This window comes from Shewanella rhizosphaerae (assembly GCF_019457655.1).
In the GTDB taxonomy this organism is placed as follows: domain Bacteria; phylum Pseudomonadota; class Gammaproteobacteria; order Enterobacterales; family Shewanellaceae; genus Shewanella; species Shewanella loihica.
This window is the reverse complement of sequence record NZ_CP080420.1, coordinates 2,989,850-3,009,291: the sequence shown is the minus strand read 5'-3', so window position 1 is coordinate 3,009,291 and position 19,442 is coordinate 2,989,850. Positions and strand designations below refer to the sequence as shown.

General features: G+C 56.8%; 18 protein-coding genes. 9 read left to right on the top strand and 9 right to left on the bottom strand.

Translation table 11 applies throughout. From position 1 onward, the window contains the following. Positions 1 to 223: 223 nt before the first annotated feature. Both K0I63_RS13210 and K0I63_RS13205 read left to right on the top strand, forming a co-directional pair. A complete protein-coding gene (locus K0I63_RS13210; RefSeq protein ID WP_144200427.1) occupies positions 224 to 841 on the top strand; it encodes an NAD(P)H-dependent oxidoreductase in 618 nt (205 codons plus the stop codon). A gap of 5 nt (positions 842 to 846) precedes the next feature. Further along, positions 847 to 2,835 (top strand): monovalent cation:proton antiporter-2 (CPA2) family protein, encoded by a 1,989-nt coding sequence (locus tag K0I63_RS13205; protein WP_220081335.1) that lies wholly within the window; start codon positions 847 to 849, stop codon positions 2,833 to 2,835. Here the strand turns inward: K0I63_RS13205 and K0I63_RS13200 are convergent. Continuing rightward, positions 2,825 to 3,688, bottom strand: coding sequence for an RluA family pseudouridine synthase (locus tag K0I63_RS13200; protein ID WP_220081334.1), 864 nt, complete (start codon positions 3,686 to 3,688; stop codon positions 2,825 to 2,827). The genes K0I63_RS13205 and K0I63_RS13200 overlap by 11 nt on opposite strands. A gap of 364 nt (positions 3,689 to 4,052) precedes the next feature. Here K0I63_RS13200 and K0I63_RS13195 point away from each other — a divergent pair, with 364 nt between their 5' ends. The 6 genes from K0I63_RS13195 (at position 4,053) to K0I63_RS13170 (ending at position 9,834) form a co-directional block, all read left to right on the top strand. Next, on the top strand, positions 4,053 to 4,859 hold the full coding sequence (locus tag K0I63_RS13195) for a substrate-binding periplasmic protein (protein ID WP_258406868.1): 807 nt from the start codon (positions 4,053 to 4,055) through the stop codon (positions 4,857 to 4,859). A gap of 87 nt (positions 4,860 to 4,946) precedes the next feature. Then, positions 4,947 to 5,852, top strand: coding sequence for a GGDEF domain-containing protein (locus tag K0I63_RS13190; protein ID WP_220081332.1), 906 nt, complete (start codon positions 4,947 to 4,949; stop codon positions 5,850 to 5,852). Positions 5,853 to 6,083: 231 nt separating this feature from the next. Then, entirely contained in the window at positions 6,084 to 7,838 is a 1,755-nt protein-coding gene (locus K0I63_RS13185; protein WP_220081331.1) for a phospho-sugar mutase, read from the top strand. Positions 7,839 to 8,027: 189 nt separating this feature from the next. Then, complete coding sequence (locus K0I63_RS13180; protein WP_220081330.1) at positions 8,028 to 8,462, top strand: VOC family protein; 435 nt, start codon at positions 8,028 to 8,030, stop codon at positions 8,460 to 8,462. A 142-nt stretch (positions 8,463 to 8,604) separates the two neighbouring features. Further along, a complete protein-coding gene (locus K0I63_RS13175; protein ID WP_220081329.1) occupies positions 8,605 to 9,063 on the top strand; it encodes a GyrI-like domain-containing protein in 459 nt (152 codons plus the stop codon). An 84-nt stretch (positions 9,064 to 9,147) separates the two neighbouring features. Continuing rightward, positions 9,148 to 9,834 carry a helix-turn-helix transcriptional regulator gene (locus tag K0I63_RS13170; protein ID WP_220081328.1) on the top strand — a complete coding sequence of 229 codons (687 nt, stop codon included), beginning with the start codon at positions 9,148 to 9,150 and terminating at the stop codon, positions 9,832 to 9,834. A 24-nt stretch (positions 9,835 to 9,858) separates the two neighbouring features. Here K0I63_RS13170 and K0I63_RS13165 read toward each other — a convergent pair whose 3' ends face one another. From K0I63_RS13165 to K0I63_RS13150, 4 genes are all read right to left on the bottom strand, one after another. After that, complete coding sequence (locus K0I63_RS13165; RefSeq protein ID WP_011866337.1) at positions 9,859 to 10,170, bottom strand: NIPSNAP family protein; 312 nt, start codon at positions 10,168 to 10,170, stop codon at positions 9,859 to 9,861. 12 nt (positions 10,171 to 10,182) lie between these two features. Next, on the bottom strand, positions 10,183 to 10,485 hold the full coding sequence (locus tag K0I63_RS13160; protein WP_041407304.1) for an AzlD domain-containing protein: 303 nt from the start codon (positions 10,483 to 10,485) through the stop codon (positions 10,183 to 10,185). After that, entirely contained in the window at positions 10,485 to 11,171 is a 687-nt protein-coding gene (locus tag K0I63_RS13155) for an AzlC family ABC transporter permease (protein ID WP_220083448.1), read from the bottom strand. Before K0I63_RS13155 ends, K0I63_RS13160 begins: the two co-directional genes overlap by 1 nt. 268 nt (positions 11,172 to 11,439) lie before the next feature. Further along, positions 11,440 to 12,381, bottom strand: coding sequence for a helix-turn-helix transcriptional regulator (locus K0I63_RS13150; RefSeq protein ID WP_258406867.1), 942 nt, complete (start codon positions 12,379 to 12,381; stop codon positions 11,440 to 11,442). Between the two features lie 309 nt (positions 12,382 to 12,690). Here K0I63_RS13150 and K0I63_RS13145 point away from each other — a divergent pair, with 309 nt between their 5' ends. After that, complete coding sequence (locus K0I63_RS13145) at positions 12,691 to 13,152, top strand: thiol-disulfide oxidoreductase DCC family protein (RefSeq protein WP_220081327.1); 462 nt, start codon at positions 12,691 to 12,693, stop codon at positions 13,150 to 13,152. Between the two features lie 40 nt (positions 13,153 to 13,192). Here K0I63_RS13145 and panP read toward each other — a convergent pair whose 3' ends face one another. The 4 genes from panP to K0I63_RS13125 form a co-directional block, all read right to left on the bottom strand. Next, positions 13,193 to 14,833, bottom strand: a complete 1,641-nt coding sequence (panP, locus tag K0I63_RS13140; RefSeq protein ID WP_220081326.1) for a pyridoxal-dependent aspartate 1-decarboxylase PanP — start codon at positions 14,831 to 14,833, stop codon at positions 13,193 to 13,195. Positions 14,834 to 15,059: 226 nt separating this feature from the next. Beyond that, complete coding sequence (locus K0I63_RS13135; RefSeq protein ID WP_220081325.1) at positions 15,060 to 16,205, bottom strand: glycerate kinase; 1,146 nt, start codon at positions 16,203 to 16,205, stop codon at positions 15,060 to 15,062. Positions 16,206 to 16,302: 97 nt separating this feature from the next. After that, positions 16,303 to 17,661, bottom strand: a complete 1,359-nt coding sequence (locus tag K0I63_RS13130) for a GntP family permease (RefSeq protein ID WP_220081324.1) — start codon at positions 17,659 to 17,661, stop codon at positions 16,303 to 16,305. A gap of 262 nt (positions 17,662 to 17,923) precedes the next feature. Continuing rightward, on the bottom strand, positions 17,924 to 18,727 hold the full coding sequence (locus K0I63_RS13125; protein ID WP_220081323.1) for a gamma-glutamyl-gamma-aminobutyrate hydrolase family protein: 804 nt from the start codon (positions 18,725 to 18,727) through the stop codon (positions 17,924 to 17,926). Positions 18,728 to 19,442: the final 715 nt, after the last annotated feature.

The following is a 19,442-nucleotide window of genomic DNA, read 5'->3' as shown; positions in this document are numbered from 1 at the left end:
AACGGCCCGTGTAAATAACAGACCTGGCACATAACGCACTGGCACATAACGCACTGGCACATAACAGCCCTGGTAAATAACTTCCCTGGCCATAACAGGTCAGACGGGAAAAATTGCCCAGACTGGCGCTGGCTGCGCTTGAAGAACAAGGTGTTAGGCGCTATTTTATCTAGACCTAGCGCCCGGTATTCACCCGACGCGTCACCCTCGAGAATGGATCCTCATGTCAGAGCCACAACAAGCCGTACTCCTGTTATTGGCGCATCCTTCCCAACATAGATCTGAAGTTAATCTGCCCCTGTTTGAACTGGCCAAGACGATACCCGGTGTCACCACTGTGGATCTCTATGGCGAGTATCCCGAGTTTGATATCGACATCGAGCGCGAGCAGCAGCGCCTGCTGGCCCATGATGTGGTGATCTTTCAGTTTCCCCTCTACTGGTATTCCACGCCCGCCATCCTAAAGGAGTGGCAAGATCTGGTGCTGGAATATGGCTTTGCCTATGGCACGGATGGCAATGCACTCAAGGGTAAGCGCTTCTTCTGCGCCATCACGGCCGGGGGCAAGGAGGAGGCCTATCAGGCCGAGGGCTATAATCATTTCACCCTGAGACAACTGCTGGCGCCGCTGGAGCAAACCGCCAGCCTTACCGGTATGCGTTATCTGCCGCCGTTCGCCCTGTTTGGTGCCCGCACCGCCGTCGAGGATGGCCTGATGGCGCAGCACCTCGAGGAGTGGCGCGAGCTGCTCACCGCACTGGTGGCGGGCAAGCTCAATCGCCGTCTGGCCGCCAAGCTTGAGAAACTAAACGGCCATCTTGATCAGATCATCACGGGGTAAGCGCCATGACCAACTATTTCCTGCAAGCCTTTATCTATCTGGTTGCCGCCGTGATCGCCGTGCCCCTGGCCAGGCGTTTTGGCCTGGGTTCGGTGCTTGGCTATCTAATCGCCGGGGTGGTGATAGGGCCGGTGATCGGTCTGGTGGGAGAGGAGACCTCAGTCATTCAGCACTTTGCCGAATTCGGCGTGGTGATGATGCTGTTTGTGGTGGGACTCGAGCTCGAACCTAAGATGCTGTGGGCCATGCGGAACCGCCTGATGGGGCTGGGTGGGCTGCAGCTGGGGCTGACCACGGCCGCCGTGGCGGCCATTGCCCTCTATTTCGAGGTGCAGTGGAGCATCGCCTTTACCATAGGCCTTATCTTCGCGCTCTCATCGACGGCGATCGTGTTACAGACCTTTAACGAGAAGGGACTCAATCGCACCGATGGTGGCCGCAACGCCTTCTCTGTGTTGCTGTTTCAAGATATCGCCGTGATCCCCATGCTGGCCTTTATCCCACTGTTGGCCCTGCCGGAGCTGGTGGAGCAGGCACTGCAGGCGGCGACTCAGGTGGCGACCCAGCATGAAGAGATAAGTCTGGTGGCCGGCTTGCCGCCTTGGGCCTATGCCATGGTTATTGTCGCGGCTATCGCCATCTTAGTGGTGGGCGGCCACTACCTGAGCCGCCCGCTGTTTCGTTTCGTGGCTTCATCCGGGGTGAGGGAAATTTTTACCGCCACCGCCCTGATGTTGGTGATAGGTATCGCGGCCCTGATGAGCCTGGTGGGGCTTTCGCCGGCCCTGGGCACCTTTTTAGCGGGCGTGGTGTTGGCCAACAGTGAGTTTCGCCATGAACTTGAGTCCAATATCGACCCCTTCAAGGGGCTGCTGCTGGGGCTCTTCTTCATTACGGTTGGTGCCGGTATCGATTTTGGCATACTGTGGCAGGATCTCGGCCTCATCTTGGGACTGACTCTGGGGATCATAGTGCTTAAGGCCTTGGTGCTCTTGCTGATCACTCCAGTTTTTAAGATAGGTAAAAGCGATCGCTGGCTGTTCGCCCTCAGTCTGGCCCAGGCGGGGGAGTTTGGTTTCGTGCTGCTGAGTTTCACCGTGCAAAATCATGTGCTGCCGAGCGAGTTGGCGCAGAAGCTCTCTCTGGTGGTGGCCCTGAGCATGATGCTGACCCCTGGGCTGTTTATTCTGTTCGAGCGTTTTATTGAGCCCAGGTATCGCAGCGCCAAGGCAGATCGAGAGGCAGACACCATAGATGAGCAGGGCAGCGTGATCATCGCGGGCGTCGGTCGTTTCGGACAGGTGATCAATCGTCTGCTGAGCGCCAATGGCATCAAGACTGTGGTGCTGGATCATCAGATTAGCCAGGTGGATATGCTGCGGCGCATCAATGTGAAGAGTTATTTTGGTGATGCGACCCGCCCGGACCTGCTGCATACGGCGGGGATAGAGGAAGCCTCCCTGCTGGTGGTGGCCATGGATAATCGCGACAGCGCGGTGGAGCTGGTGAAGTATGTCAAGCATACCTATCCCAAGGTCAAGGTGCTCGCCCGGGCGTTCGACCGCGGCCATGCCTATCTGCTGCGGGATGCCGGCGCCGACTTCATCCAGAAGGAGACCCTGCTCTCGGCCCTTGAGCTGGGCGCCGACGCCATGAAGTGTCTCGGCTTTCACCCCTTCCATGTGGAGCAGCAGAAGAACACCTTCAAGCGCATCGAGAAGCGCAGCTCCGACATGCTCTACGGCGCCTGGAAAGATGACAGCAGCGGTGAGCGATTCGACAACAACTACCGTAAGCTGTTTATCGAGCTGGAAGAGACCATCAAGGCCGCCATGGCCAGGGATAGAAACGATAAGTATGCCATGAGCGAGCGGGGCTGGACGCCGCCGCCCAAGGGCTATGATGAGCTACTGGATGGCGATGAGCCCCTGACCGTCAAGCGTGTCGATGAGCCTTTGCCATCGACGCCTGGTGACGAGCAGATCAAGCCTTAAGCGCTGCTAGGCTGGGCTGCAGCGCCTCGGGGAGCGCCACATGCAGCGGCTGCTTACCTATGGGGCAGGTGAAATCCAAAAAACAGGCGGTGAGCTGCAGATTCACATCGCCCGTCTCGGCGCCGCCATGTTGTCTGTCACCCACCACGGGAAAGCCTATGCTGGCCATGTGGATGCGGATCTGATGCTTGCGGCCCGTCTCTATCTTTACCTGCACCAGGGATATATCCAGCTCGCTGTCGTATTCCACCAGGCTGGCATGGGAACACGCCGGCTTGCCGTCCACCTCTGTGGTGATGGTGCGTGGTGTCTTGGGAAACTCCCCCTTGACGATCACCCGGTACTGTTTGTCCAGCTCGCGATGCTCGAACTGGGCTGCGAGCGCCGCCGTGGTGGTCTTGCTGTGCCCTATGATCACCAATCCCGTCGCCGCCCTGTCCAGACGGTGGATGATAAAGGCGGGGCGCTGCGGTGTGAGATGAGTCTCGACGAAGCGGTTGATGGTGGTGTGATCGCTCCATTTTGAGCCCTGACACAACATGGCGTAGGGCTTGTACCAGATACTGTATTCGCCCTTATCCAGAATCAGCTGTGCATCCTCTACCTGCTGAGCCAGTACCTTAGGGTTGTAGTAGAGGTGCAGTTGATCCCCAAGCTTAAGCTGTTTCTTGGCTCGGCGTAGACGCTGAGTGTATTTGCCCCTCGTGAGCCACACGGCGCCCTTGGCCATCGCCTGTTTAATCTCCTGCTTGGAAAGCTGGCTCGCCTCGGCCAGCAGGGTGCAGGCGTCCGTCTCTGTCTGGCTGACATTGAGGTGATGTTCGATAGGGCTTAGCTTGGAGTCTGGTTGCATGGCAGGCTTATCTTCTAGGTGCTTATCTTTTGCGGTTTATCTTTTACGGCTTAGCTTTACGTACTAGAGAGCTCTTGGGCGAAAAACCCCGTCAGTTTACACTATTTTTCCCCTTTTGCGGCGCCCGACGCTTGGCCTTGTTGTCATTGGTTAAGTTCTGCTCTTGGTTCTCTCCCTCTGCTCTCTCCCTCTGCTCTCTACCTCAGCATCGGCTGCTATACTCAAGGCAGTGGGATCAGGGAGGAGCGAGATGGTGCAAAGTGCGATGGTGTGCAAGACATTCGTTTGTCTGAGAAAGTCCTGCTTGTTTACTGCTTGTCTCATAACTACCTGTTTCATAATCGCCTGTCTCATAACGGCAGCTGTGGCGCGGGCCGAGGTGACCGAGGTGCGCTACAACCTGTCGACCCATTTCGTCGATCCTAAGCAGAGTTACTATATCGACCTGCTACGCCTGGCCATGGAGAAGAGCCAAGACCAATATGGCGACTATCGCCTGCTGCCGGTGGAGATGGATATGCCCCAGGGACGCACCATCAAGCTGGTGGAACAGGGCAAGCTGGATGTGGTGTGGACCATGACCAGCATCAGCCGGGAGCGGCAGCTGCGCGCGGTTTACTTTCCCCTGCTTAAGGGGCTGATGGGTCATCGTATCGCCATCATACGCACCGAAGATGAGGCCCGTTTCGCCAACATCACCCAGATAGAAGAGCTCCAGAGGATACCCGTAGGCCAGGGCAGCGACTGGCCAGATAGCGATATCTTGCAGCGTCAGGGCTTTACCTTGGTAAGGGGGGCGGCCCACAGCCTGTTGACCATGCTGGAGAAGGGTCGCTTCGACTATTTTCTGCGGGCGCTTCATGAGCCCTGGGACGAGATTGCCGACAGACCAAACCTGATGGTGGATACTCAGTTCGTCATCGTCTATCCCGCGCCCCTCTATTTCTTCGTTAGCCCTGATAATCTGGCGCTGGCGGAGCGGATCGAATATGGCCTGCGCGCGGCGTTGAGCGATGGCAGCTTCGATGAACTTTTTTATCATCATGCCATCACAGAAGGTATGCTGGGGCGGGCTAGGCTGACCGAGCGACGCGTGTTTCGCCTGGATAACCCATTCTTGTCGCAGACCAGTAAGAACCTGCTCAGCGAACCTGAATTGTGGTTCGATTAAGTATATTGATTTGTCTGGCTATTCTTGTCGATTTGGCGTCAAATAGGGTTTGATGAGAGTGAGTCAGGCTGCATTGATGGGGTGGTTATGATCGCAAATGAGCAGATGGTCGCCGTGCTTGAGGCACTGCCGGATCCCGCGTTTATTTTGTCCAGTAGCGGCAAATATGTGGCCGTCTTCGGCGGCAGCGATGCGCGCTACTATCACGATGGTCGTGGCCTCATAGGTGCCTACCTCCATGAGGTGATCAAGCCCGCCAAGGCCGCCTGGTTTCTGCAAACCATTGACAGGGCACTCTCAACCCGCCGCCTGTTGATCGAAGAGTATGAGCTGAGCAACAAGGATGTGAAGGGGCTGCCCGACGAGGGGCCGGTGGCGCCAATCTGGTTCGAGGGGCGAATTCAGGCGCTGGATTTTCGCGTCGATGGCGAAGAGGTGGTGCTCTGGGTCGCCAGTAATATCTCTAAGCGCCACGAGCTGGAGTTAAGGCTCAGGGAACTGAGCGATACGGACCAGCTGACCGGCCTTTATAATCGTCGCCGTCTCGAGCGTGACTTTGCCCTGCATTTCGACAACTTCAGCGAGCAGGGGATGCCAACCACCATATTGATGCTGGATATCGATAACCTGAAACAGATCAACGACGCCAAGGGCCACCACAAGGGGGATGAGAACATCTTAGCCGTAGCAGAGATCTGCCGCCGCGAGTTCCGTAAGACTGACTATGCCTACCGCTTCGGTGGTGATGAGTTTGTGGTGGTCTTGCCGGGTCTGCAGCCGACCCAGGCGATGGCCATGGTCGAGGCGCTGCATCAGAGCTTCAATCGTGCCTTATCTGCCCTGGCCGAGGATGAGCTGCTGGCCACCATCAGCCTGGGGATGACGGGGATAAAGGCGGGCGATACCTCCTACCAGGATACCCTAAGGCGCGCCGATATGGCCCTGTATCAGGCGAAAGAGCAGGGTAAGAATCAGCTGAGCTATATTCCTTAGGCTTTCGCTAAGCCGTTTTACCTTCTCTATCGACGCGCTCATTCTGGCGCCGGCGACCATCTAGGGGCGGCCGCCACTTTGATAGCTATTTAGCGCTTGAAACAGGTCACCTCAATTGGGGCATCCGGGTGTTTCTTCTATAGTTTATATAATGAATCTTTAATGCAAATTCACTTGTTAACCCCTTCAGGCAGACATACTGTTAAGGGAAACTGGTGCAGCGGAGGCATTATGCAAACACAGATACAGGCAAGGATAAAACATTGGTTGAGTCTCGATAGCGACGCCAAGAGTCGCGCCGAGATCCAGGCTCTGGTCGATCAGGGGGCGCAGGAGGAGCTGGCGGCGAGATTCGCCGGACGTCTCACCTTCGGTACCGCGGGCATTCGCGGCGTGGTGGGCGCAGGTCCCATGCGGATGAACCGTCTGGTGGTGCAGCAGACCTCCAAGGGGGTCGCCGAATACCTCAAGGCTCAGGTGGAAAATGCAGTGAGTCGCGGCGTTGTCATCGGCTACGATGGCCGTCACGACTCCAAGCAGTTTGCCGAGGACGCCGCCAGCGTGCTCACCGCTTCGGGTTTCAAGGTGTTCCTCACCAGCAAGGTGGCGCCGACCCCTCTGGTGGCCTTCGGCGTTCTGCATCTCGGGGCGGCTGCCGGCATAGTGGTGACCGCCAGTCATAACCCGCCGCAGTACAATGGCTATAAGGTTTACTGGGGTAATGGCGCGCAGATCATTCCGCCCCATGATACGGGCATCGCGGCCCGTATCGAGCTGGCGGCCAACTCGCCGGTGGATATGTTGCCGCTGGAAACGGCACTGGAGACTGGTAAGCTGGTAATGCTCGAGGAGGATTACTATCAGGCCTATCGTCAGGGCGTGTTAAACGCAGAGGTGCTGCAAAGCCCCGCCCGTCCCGAGCTGGTGAGCCTGGCCTACACCGCCATGCACGGGGTCGGCGCCGAGATGGCCGAGACCCTGCTGAAGGATATCGGGGTCACACAGGTCTATTCGGTGGCGGCCCAGCGTGAGCCAGACGGTGACTTCCCCACGGTGAACTTCCCCAACCCTGAAGAGGCTGGCGCCATGGATCTGGTGATGGCCGAGGCTCACAAGCATGGTGCCATGCTAGCCTGCGCCAACGATCCCGACGCCGACCGTTTCGCGGTGGCGGTGCGTAAACCCGCTGCCACGCCAGAGATGCTGGCCTCTGAGGCCTATCAGATGCTGACCGGGGATCAGGTGGGGGTCTTGCTGGGCCATTACCTGCTCTCCCACGCCAGTGATGATCAGCGACTGCTTTGCTGCACCATAGTCTCCTCCAGTCTGCTGACCCGCATCAGTGAGGCATGCGGCGCTCGCTGCGAGACCACACTCACAGGCTTCAAGTGGCTGACCAATGTCGGCATGAGCAAACAGACTCAGGAGAACCGCTTCCTGTTCGCCTACGAAGAGGCGCTCGGCTACACGGTTGGCAGCATGGTGTGGGACAAGGATGGTCTATCAGCCTTGGTTGCCTTCGTGCAGCTCACCGCCGAGCTGGCTGCCAAGGGGGAGACTCTGTGGGACAGGCTGGAGACCATTTATCGTCAATATGGCTATTATCTCAACCGTCAGGTGAGTATCGCCCTCAGCGGTGAGCCAGGTGCGCCCACCATAGGTGAGCAGCTAAGGGCGCTCAACCCCAGAGAGATTGCCGGACGGGCCCTGGTGTCTGTGGATGACATCAGCCTGGGGCTACGCCGCTTTGCCGATGGCCGTGAAGAGACGATCGACCTGCCTAGCAGCGACGTGCTCATCTATCGTCTGCAGGGCAACGCCAGGGTGATAGTGCGCCCCTCGGGCACAGAGCCTAAGGTGAAGTGCTACTACGAGGTGGTCGAGCCCTTTGGCGAGCATGAGGGGCTTGCGGATGTGCAGCGCCGCGCCGAGGCCGCCATGGCGGAGTTTGTCACCCGGCATCAGGCGGGCTTGCCTAATGCCTAACGCCTAACGCCTAACGCCTAACGCCTAACGCCTAATGCCTAATGCCTGGAGGCGAGTCATGGTTTGTTAACCGATTGACAGCCTACTGACACTAGGCTGTCAGCAGGGGGGCGTTAAGCTCTTCTTACTGGTCGAGTGAGGGAGACGCTCAGGGTTGAGCGTCGCATTCGGCCCATTAAGGAGAGCAAGATGCAAGAACAGCAAGTGTTACACCAGGCACCTTTACACCAGGCGCCTTTACAACAGGCACCTTTAGTCTGGGGCGAGATCGCCGTCGAGGATATGGCGCGTGCCAAGGCCTTCTACCAGACTCAGTTCGGGGTGCGTTTTCGCGATGAGCAGATGTTTGGCATGGAGATGGCCATACTAGAGACTGAGGCGCCCCAGGCGGCCAGCATCGCCCTGGTAAAACATGATATGATGCGCCCAAGTGGAGCCGGCAGCATCCTCTATCTGCACCTTAGCGATCACCTGGCACCCTTGGTGGAGAGGCTGGAGCGCAGTGGTGTCGAAATCGCTTTGCCTGCCGTGGCCATCAAGGAAGGGGAGTGCGGCTATAGCTGCGTCATCGTCGATAGCGAAGGCAATCGCGTCGGCCTCTGGGCACCGAGCCTGAAAGGCTAGTGGACTCATGTCCCAGCGCATTTAAAGTTCTGACTCATTAGCTACTGCTGATAGGGTTAACGCAAGCGCCGCGGCGCTTGCAAGCTATGTAATTCAAGCTATTAAAGCAAGCTATGCAAAGGATATAACAGAAGGAATTGAGATGAAGACGATAAACCTCGCCCCCAAGTCACTGGTCGGCATGAGTGTTCGTACCAACAATGGAGCCGAGTCTAAGGCGGCGACGCAACAAATCGCTCCCCTGTGGCAGGCCTTCATGGGGCAGTATGGCGAGCAGATCTTCGGTAAGTTGCCGGTGTATGGGGTCTATTACGACTATGCCAGCGACATGGATGGCGACTATAGCCTGATGACGGCGGTCGAGGCGGGCACCATAGAGCATGACGACAAGTTAACGCCGCTCACCTTAGAGGGCGGTAACTACCTCTGTTTCAGCGCCACAGGAGAGATGCCCCAGGCGGTTATTTCACTCTGGCAGCAGATCTGGGCCTATTTTCAGCGCCCCGATTGCCCCTATCGTCGCCAGTATCTGACCGATTTTGAGTGTTACGCCCAGCCTGACAGTGTCGATATCTATATCGGCGTCCATGTCGAGGTCTAGCCAAAGTCTAGTTAAGCCTGGATTTAGCAAGGTCCAGTCATAATCACCACGGGCCGTCCAAGGGGCGGCCAATTCAGGTAAGTCATGCGCCGCGCCGATCGCCTATTTCAAATCGTACAAATTCTCAGACACAGACGCCTCACCACGGCCAAACAGCTGGCGGAGCGACTCGAGGTCTCTAGCCGTACCATCTACCGGGATATTCAGGATCTCTGCCTGTCGGGGATCCCCATCGAAGGGGAGGCCGGCGTCGGCTATCTGCTGCGCCAGGAGGTGAATGTACCGCCACTGATGTTTAACGAGCAGGAGCTGGAGGCTATACAGGTGGGGATGCGTATGGTGCAGGCGCAGGGGGGCCACGAATTGGCAAGCGCCGCCAAGCAGGCGATGATCAAGGTCGAAGCCGTGTTGCCCGAGCGGCTCAAGGCCTATCAATCTTTGATGTTTGCCCCCGATTTTTACAGTGATGGGCAGCTGTTTTCCTTTCTCGACCTGCTGCGAAGGACATCCAGGGAGAGGGAATATATTCTGCTGAGCTATCAAGACGTGAAACAGAGCGCTAGCGAGCGCCAGATTCGCCCCTTGGCGCTCTATTACTGGCAAGGGGTCTGGACACTACTTGCCTGGTGCGAGCTGCGCGGTGATTTTCGTAACTTTCGTGTCGATCGCATCGTGGGCGTCTTGCCCCTTGGCAGCCATTTTCCGCACACGCCGGGCCAGGAGATGCCAGATTATATCGCCATGATGCAGGCGCAGCATGGCGAGTGTTAGCGGTCTTTCCATCGGTATCTTTAATTATTCTGGCAGCAGCGGGCGCATGAAGCTGCGCTCATAGCGGCGGATAAACTTGTGCTGCTTGGCGTACTCGAAGGCGGCGATACATTCTTTATCATGCACTGAGGCCTCGCGGTATTGCTCGTAGCTGGCTAGTGACGGAAAGCTAAATAGCGCCAGGGCGACATCGTTGGCCCCCTCGCTGGGCAGGAAGTAGCCGTGATGTTGCCCGCCAAACTTGGCCACCAAAGGCAGCCAGAGTCTGGCATAGTGCTCAAACTTATTCAGCTTATCCGGGTCGATGATGTATTTCACGTGACAGGTTACCGCCATTTGAAGCTCTCCCTAATGTATGATGAAAAACAGCGCCATGCTCACCAGCACGGTCAGCAGTGTGTTGCGGGTAAAGTAGGCCAGTAACACGGCTACCAAGCCGCAGATGAGGTAGCTGTTGTCGAATGTGATCGCCAGCTGCTGGTCGCGCACGAAGAGTATGGGGGCGGCGATGGCGGTTAGCACCGCAGGCGCCGAATACCCAAGAAACTGCAGGGTATTTTTACTCAGTCGCAGGGGCAGTTTTGGCTCGAGAAACAGGTAACGACTGAGGAAGATCACCGCCGTCATGGCGAGCATAGTAAGCCAGATCATCATGCCTGCCTCCAGGATTCACCGCTGAGTTTGGCATAGAGCTGGCCGCAAGCCATGCCGGTCAAAGAGGCGATAAGCAGTCCCGCCTGCAGATCCATGAGGGCGCACACCACACTGGCCACCATGGCGACCAGCACACACACCAGGATTGAGGGGCGTTTCACCGCTGGCACCACAATGGCGATGAAGGTGGCAGCGATGGCGAAATCCAGCCCCAAGGCGTCCAGATTCTCTATCTTATGGCCCAGGGTTATCCCCATTGCCGTGGCCAGATTCCACCCCAGATAGAAGCTAAAGCCGCCGCCGAAGGCGAACCAGGGATCCAGGCTGCGCTGTTTGCCCAGGTTGGCGATGGCAAACAGCTCGTCGGTGAGCAGAAAGCCCAGGGTGAGTCGCCACCTTAGCGGCAGTGGGCTGATCTGCGGGCGCATCGCCATGCCATAGAGCAGGTGGCGCGAGGTGATCAGCAAGGTGGTGATTAATATGCTGGCAAGGCCAATCCCCGCCTTAATCATCCCAAGCGCCACCAGCTGCGCCGCACCGGCGAAGACCAGCGCCGACATGGCCTGACTTTGCAATGGCGTGAGCCCGGCGTCTATGGCAAAAGAACCTGCGAGTATGCCCCAGGGAACGACTGCCAGTGTCAGGGGCGAGATGGCCAACGCCCCCTTGAGCGCCGCACGCATTGGTGATGCATTTTCAAGCCTTTCGTTGTCTAGGTTTTCGTTGTCGCACTTAGTTCTTTTGGCGTTTGCGCTGTAAGCATCTGCGTTTTTGGCATCTGGGTTTTCGGCGGCCGAGTCGGGCAAAGGCTTTTTCGAGTCTGGTTGAGATTCGCGTGTCATCTTAGCTGGTTTTGATTGAGGGATTATTAGACCTTACTAGAAAAGGACGTGGCTGGCTTGTACATTGTTGCGCTGTTTTTTGTCCAGACTTGCCTTACCGATTGAGCTATTAGCCTCTTGGCCTACTGGCTTCGACCTCTCTGGCATACTGGCCTGGGGTGACGCCCAGGGCACGTTTGAAGTGACGATTGAGGTGACTCTGATCGTGAAAGCCACAGGCCAGCGCCACCTCCAGCAGCTTGCATCCCTGGCGTATCATCTGTTTGGCCAATCGAATACGCCCCTGGATCTGGTAGGCGTGGGGGGGCAGACCATATTGGCGCTGGAACTGCTTGATCAGATAGAAGGGGCTGAGCCCCGCCAGCTTGGCCAGAGCATCGAGGGAGACATCGGCGGCCGGCATATCATCCAGAAATTGCTTTACCAGTGCCAGCTGCGCCGTTGGCCGCAGCGACTTATCGACTGGGCGGCTGGCGCCATGGCGGGACATCAGGCGTGCCAGGCTGGTGTAGATAAGACTCTCACGTAGCAGGGCATTATCAGAGCTACTTAATGTGTCGAATGTGAGGCGTAACAGCTCAGCTAATGGCTTGTCGTGCACCACAGGCTCAGGAAAATAGGGCGCGTCGCCAGCCTTACCGCCTAGTTCATCGTGGACCCTGGCAAATTGCTGCGGCAGGGGATACATGGCGCGATAGGACCAGCCAAAGTCTGTGGCCGAGCGGCCGTTATGCACCTCATCTGCGTTCACCAATATGATACTGTGCTGCGGCGCCGTGTGATCGCCGCCGGTGCGATAGAAACGCTGGGCGCCGGTTTCGATAACGCCCACCGTATAGCCCTCGTGGCTGTGGCGCGAGAAGTTTTGCTGATGGTAACTGGCATCCAGTAGCTCTATGCCGCCCAGCTCCTTTGCCAGGCTGAAGTTGGCCTGCTCTTTTGTCTGCTGCTTTTCTCGGGCTTTCGTTTGGGCCTTTGCCGATTTACGGCAGAAACGTTGGGGATCCGCAGCGGCATGCTTGGTTGTTGACTCAGTTGCTGGTGACTTCATGGGTGTTTGGGCAATCTCTTTATACTCGCGTCGAGAGGCCTATGCTCAGTGGTTACTACTCATTAGCTCTGATTCGTCACTGGTTTATATCGGCTCTTAGCCATCATAGCCTAAATGAGTTGACTGTTTTTGTACAAAATTGGCCTCTGTATGCAACCGTCTTAGGCTGACTATGGTGGCTTGGGTGGTACACTCAGGTGAGAGACGAGCGCAAAGGCTTTCCAAGCCCTAAGAACTGATAGCTGATAGCTTGGGAAGCGAGTCGAGAGCCGAGAACGTTATGAGTCGAAAGTCGAGAAAGTGGCAAAAATGAGGAGTCAGCGAATTAGCAATCAAACTACTGACATTGAGGATAGAGCCCCGCAGGGGGATCGCTATCCCTTAGTGATCTTCGATGGCAGCTGTAACCTGTGCCACGGCGCGGTGCGCTTTATCGTCAGGCGCGACAGGCGCGAGCATTTTAAATTCGCCTCAATTCAAAGCGAGACGGCCCAGCGGCTGCTGGCAGGTTGCGGGATAAACGTGGACCTTGAGGATCTCAGCAGCTTCTATCTGCTCGATGAGCAGGGCGTGTTAGCCCAGAGCGAGGCGGCGCTGGCGGTGGCAAGCAAGCTCGATGGCCTCTGGCCCCTGTTAAGGATATTGAAAGTGCTGCCCAGGGGCCTGCGAGACTGGGGCTATCGCCAGGTAGCCAATCGGCGTTATCGTCTGTTTGGCCGCAGAACTTGCGCCCTGCCATCCGAGGTAGACAGGGGCAGATTTGTAGAGTGAGCGTGCTCGATTGCACTTTCTAGATTGAGCTATTGAAAAACTAGAGGGCCAGCAGCTTAGGTAGGAAGCGGTCGTCTAGCTTGGCGATGTCGCGCTGCTCATCCAATACCTGCTGTAAGATCTCATTGCTGGTCAATGGGTTGGCCAGTACCACGCGGAACACCACAGAGGTCTGCTCCAGGTTATTGGCCGGAATGATGCGGGTACGGGAGACGAAGGATTTGCCCTGCTCACGTTGGCGCTTCTGGATAAACTTGGTCAGGCCGTCAAGCAATGCATTAATCTCGCTCACACGGGCCGGGTCACCGGCTGCGACCGCCTCATTGAGCAGCGCCTGTACCTTGGCGGGCACATAGCGGTAGGTCAGCAGGCAGAGCTCAGGCCTGGAGACTAGCTGAAAATCGTCCTGGGCGGCAATCAGCTCACCGAAGTAACGCGCCTTCTCCAGGCTGTTGTTGATTAAGATCTCGTAGCCGTCGCGGCCGATGATCTGTAAGCAGGCATGCACCAGCATGGCCATACCGGGGCGTGAGCCCTCCAGCGTCTGACTACCCAGATCTTTCGAGCCCTTACGCAGAATATATTCGGCGTGGTGTTTGATGGCGTTGGCAAATTCCGGGTCTTTAAACAGCACCATGCCGGCGCCCATGGGCACATACATCTGTTTGTGGGCATCGATCGTGACCGAATCGGCACGCTCTATGCCTGCTAACAGGTGGCGATACTTGTTAGACAGCAGGCTGGCACCACCCCAGGCGGCGTCCACATGGAAGTGGCAACCCAGCTGCTCGGCGAGATCCGCAAGTTCATCGAGCGGGTCGATATTACCTGTCTCCGTGGTGCCGGCCACGCCGACAATCGCCATCACCTTGATGTTCTGCTCGGCTAACTGCTCGGCCGCCTCGCGCATCTTGGCCACATCTACCTTGTTGTCGCTGGCGCAGGGCACGCTGATGATGTTGTCGCGGCCTATGCCTAACAGATCTGCGGCCTTGCCGAGGGAGTAGTGACCTCGGGTCGAGACCAGAATGGCTAGATCGTCATAGCCGTAGTGGCGCAGCGCCCGCATCAGGCCAGATTGCGCCACGCCCTTGAAGTCGCCGTCCGGCTTTAACAGACGGTTACGGGCGATCCACAGCGCCGTGATGTTGGCGACCGTGCCGCCGGAGCAGAAGGCGCCTAATGAGTGACTGGCGCTGTGCATCCAGCTCTGGTAGAACTCTTCTGTCTGGCCATAGACCATGTGGTGCATCATCCCCAGCACCTGGCGCTCCAGCGGCGTGAAGGCCTTGGAGGTCTCTATCTTCACCAAGTTTTGGTTGAGCCCCACCATCATCTTCGACAGCGGCAGCACGAAATAGGGCAGCGCAGAGGTCATATGACCTATGAAGCTGGGAGCCGAGGTGTGCACGCTGTGGGCGATCAGGGTCTGCATCATCTGCTCGGCATAGTCGGAGACGAAGCTGGGAGCTGTGGGGATTTTGTAGGCCTGGAAATCTTTTTCTATTTCGGTCAGCGGCTTCTCGACTGCGACTATGCTCTCTTTGAGGAAGCCCATCAGGTTCTCCGACAGGTTTTTCTCTATCTTACCCAGGGTCGAATTCGGTGCCTCGGGCAGAGTGAAAATACGCATCAAGGCCTCTTCAGAGGCGGTCGCTTGTCGTGTCTGTTTTGATGTCATCGAGGCGCGTCGCTTAACTTGTGTCTGTTTTGAAATAGAAAAAACAGGCGATCGAAAAAGGGAGCTAACTTTACTGTAAGCTTTATACCGCATCAAGGGGAAAAGTGAAATGGCTGGCGGGTGACAGGCTTATTAAAGACCGTTCTTGAGCTTATTATACGTACTGATAGTAAAAAGCCCTGAGCCAAGGTGGCGTCAGGGCATTTAGGTTAAATCAGAGTGGCGGCTAACGCCCCAGACGATAGAGGCGGGCGATATTGACTGCGCAGCTATAGAGGTTATGACGGGCGCCGGCCAGTACCTCCTCGAGCGGCAAGGCCCTGGGGGTCACGGAAAACAGGGCGTCTATACCGTGGTCCAGCAGCACATTGGCATCCTCGCTGACGCAGCCGGCGATGGCAATAACCGGGATACCCTGTTTATTGGCCTCGCGGGTGACGCCCATGGGGGTCTTGCCATGCAGGGTCTGGCTGTCGAGGCGGCCTTCACCCGTGATGACAAGATCCGCCCCCTTGAGGTGTTCGCTCAGCCTGACCGTCTCCATGACGATATCTATGCCGGGTCTTAACTTGGCGCCCAGATAGGCGAGCATGGCAAAGCCCATACCGCCCGCGGCGCCCGCCCCCGGCATGTCGCGGCACTCCTTGAGGCCAGCAGCATGGGTGATATCGGCGAAGTGGCTAAGGGCCTTGTCTAATCTGGCGACCATGATCTCATCGGCGCCTTTTTGCGGCCCGAAGATAGCCGAGGCCCCCTTGTCGCCGCACAGTGGATTATCTACATCGCAGGCGACCTCAATTGCTACCTGGGCAAGCCGTGGATGCAGCTCGCCGATATCGACGCTGGTGAGGTGCTCAAGCGCCGCGCCGCCGGGCCTTAGGGGCTTGCCGTCATTGTCCAGCAAGTGCGCGCCCAGGGCTTGTAGCATGCCGGCGCCGCCGTCGTTGGTGGCGCTGCCACCAAGGCCGAGGATCAGATGGGTGACGCCACTGTTGAGGGCATGACAGATAAGCTCGCCTGTGCCATAGCTGGTGGTGACTAAAGGGTCGCGCAAGAGGGTCGGCACATGGTGCAGCCCAGAGGCAGAGGCCATCTCAATCACCGCGGTGCGCTGCCCTGGTGCCTCCTGACCCAGCAGGCCATAGTGGGCATCGACCTGACTACCCAGGGGGCCGGTGACCTTAAGCGTAACCAGCTTGCCGCCAGTGGCATCCACCATAGATTGCACCGTGCCTTCGCCGCCGTCGGCGACCGGCAACTTGATATATTCGGCGTCGGGAAGCACCTCACAAAACCCCCGGGCTATCTCGGTGGCGACTTCCATGGCGCTCAAACTTTCTTTATATGAATCGGGCGCGATGACTATTTTCATGCAGGCTTCCTGTGTGAAGAGAGAAGGACGTTTCTGAAATAAACGAGTTGGGTTGTCCGGCGCCCAGGCTTAGGCCTATGGCGCCGGCTTGCTTAGCTTAGAGTAGGACGAGACTCAGCAGGTAGACAAGGATCATGGCGGTGACACCCTGGATAAGGGTCGCCATGGTTTGCGCCTTGTAGGCCTGCTTCACGCTCATGCGGCTAAACTGAGTCACCACCCAGAAGAAGCTATCGTTGGCGTGGGAAACTGTCATGGCGCCAGCACCTATGGCCATTACGGTGAGCACCCGGCCCATGTCGCTGGCAAGGCCGATATCGCCAAGCATAGGGGCTACCAGGGCAGAGGTGGCCACTAAGGCTACGGTCGATGAGCCTTGGGCCGATTTCAGCGCTGCGGCGACGATAAACGGCATGAAGATGCCTATGCCTAGGGCGGAGAGTGAGCTGCCGAGGAAGTTACCTATCTCGGTTGCCTTGAGCACGGCGCCGAAGGCACCGCCAGCACCCGTGATCAACAGGATAGGCGCTGCTACCACTAAGCCGTGGCTGATGCGATCGCTAAACTCTTTGATCTTATCCTGACTCTTGAGCAGGCTCAGTGACAGGAACAGGCCTATCATCAGGGCATTTACCGGTTGACCCAGGAAGGCCAGGGTATCGAACAGGGCGCCATCACCCAGTGGTTGTGAGGGGAACTTGGCAATTGAGCCCAGGCAGATCAGCAAGATTGGCACGAAGATAGGGGCAAACGCCTTGGCCGGACTAGGTAGCTCGCCATAGGCGGCCTTGAGCTGCTCGAAATCTTCCACATTGTTCTTTAGCTCCTCGGCGCCTTCACCGTCGGGCTCGACATCAGCGAAGCGGTTGGCCCATAACATGCCTGCCAGGGCGGCGACGGCGGCGACGAAGATGCCCACGCCTATGATCAGACCCAGGTTTGACTCCAGCCCCAGGTTACCCGCGGCGGCAATCGGGCCGGGCGTTGGCGGCACGAAGGTGTGGGTAGCATACAGGCCGGTAGCCAGGGCGACGCTCATGGAGACGCTTGATACCTTCATGCGGTTGGCCATGGACTGCTTGAGCGAGTTGAGGATCACGAAACCCGAGTCACAAAATACCGGGATGGAGACCAAGTAACCTATGATCGACATTGTCAGGGTTGGGAAGCGTTTCCCCAGCAGCTTTATCACCACATCGGCCATGGTGATGGCCGCGCCGCTCTTCTCCAATATGGTACCTATGATGGTACCCAGCACGATAACCAGGCCGATATAGCCCAGGATACCGCCGAAGCCGGAGGTGATGGTTTTTGCCACATCGGCGCTGGGTAGCCCGTAGGCAAAGGCGGCGATGAAAGAGGCGAGAATGAGGGTTAGGAAGGGGTGAAGCTTAAATTTGGATGTCGCGATAACGATGAAGGCTATCACGGCGATCAAGATCAGTACTAGGCTCATAGGGTGTCCCTGTATTGGGTTATATTTGTTGGCTATAGTTGTTGGTTTGATCTAGCGATGACCCGTTAACTCGCTCCAAGCGCGGGAGCAAAGGGTTTTCAGGCTGGCACTATTATCCGGAGAATCGGACAATCTGGCTTCGTGCCAGCTTCCTAATATTTAACTTATGTGCAACCGATATTTGTGCTTTTGCCCAAATATCGGTTGGAGGGAAGGAATAAAGTCGGTCTAGATCACAAAATGACCGACAGGGGGTGTTCGATTATGCGGTTAATTTAGCGTCGTTGGCCGATTGCCAGCTGGCCTCGCCGCGACAGGCGCTGCCGAAGGCCTGGAACAGCTTGATTGAATCCGGGTTGTCATTGGCCTGCCACTCGGGGTGCCACTGGACGCCGAGGATAAACTGACCATAGTCCGGGCCATGGATCGCCTCGATCAGGCCATCTTCGCCATAGGCCAAGGCCTCTAGCCCCTTACCCAGGGTACAGATCCCTTGGCCGTGGAGAGAGTTGACCATGGTCTTATCGCCAATCAGCTTGGCCAGCCAGCTGCCGGGCACAGTCTTGATGGCGTGTCTGGGGCCATATTGCACATGGTTTGGGGTCTGTGGATCTTCACGGTGATCATCGAAACCTGGCTCACTATAGACCTTCTGATACAGGGTGCCACCCAGTGCGATGTTGAGCTCCTGCATGCCGCGGCAGATCCCTAAGATAGGCAACTTACGCTTGAGGGCGCCGGCTATGATGGCCAGATCCACGGTATCGCGATTCACATCCTGACTTTTTTCCGGGGTGAGGTTTTCCTGGCCATAGAGGCTCGGGTCGATATTGGAGCCCGCGCCCGAGAGGTAGACGCCATCGACCATATCCAGGTAGCGGTCCACATCTTCTGTGCCGAAACAGGTGGGCATCAGCAGCGGGATGGCCCCGGCGATCTCCACAATCGGCTGCATATATTTGTGGGTCATCACCTGGTAGGGATGCTGGTTCCTGTCTTGCTGACCCATGGTCATCAAGATAATTGGTTTGGATTTCTTAGCACTTGTAGTCTGTGTTATTGGCATAGATCACCCGTTTGGTCGATTTGTATGTCACCCGATGCGTGACGTCTGTGTAGCCTCATGTGGCCGCTACTGGCCTTGGCTATCGCCTTTCTTAAGGATAGCAAAATGTGAAAAAGCACATTTGTTGACCACCAGTCTGCCTATTGGTGTTCATTATGTCAAACATGGTGGGTGTAATTAATTACATTTTGGTGCTGGTAGGAGGAGAGAGCGAAATCCCTGATTTCATTCTCAGGTCGTGTTTGTTTGAGTTGATCTTGTTTGCTTGCTTCGGGGAATTTTAAATGTTTGCGTCTACCTGGATTGTTCTTTGAAGGGGGATGTAAGGTCGAACCTTAGCTGCAACCTATCACCTGCGGTGGGCTGATGTGCAGATACGCCTGTGAGACGCCGTGAATATATCCCTATAGGCTCTACCGAAACATCCTTGTTTCGGAAGCTCACTGGCGTATCTTCACTGGGTATCTAACGCTTCTTCGATTTGATGTTATGGGGGGCTGGTGGGACTATTGGGGTTATCCTCCGAAGGGGATTTGAAGGTCGAACCCTAGTGGTTTATCAATTGCCTGTCGCAGGCTTTATAAGTCGGTACTGCTGAGGCACGCTGTGAACCCTCCAAGGGCGCTATACGAACTCATCTGACCTCCATGGATGGAGGGAATGCCAAATAATGTATGGAACAATTTTGGCCCTGAAACCGAAGGCCTCACCCGTA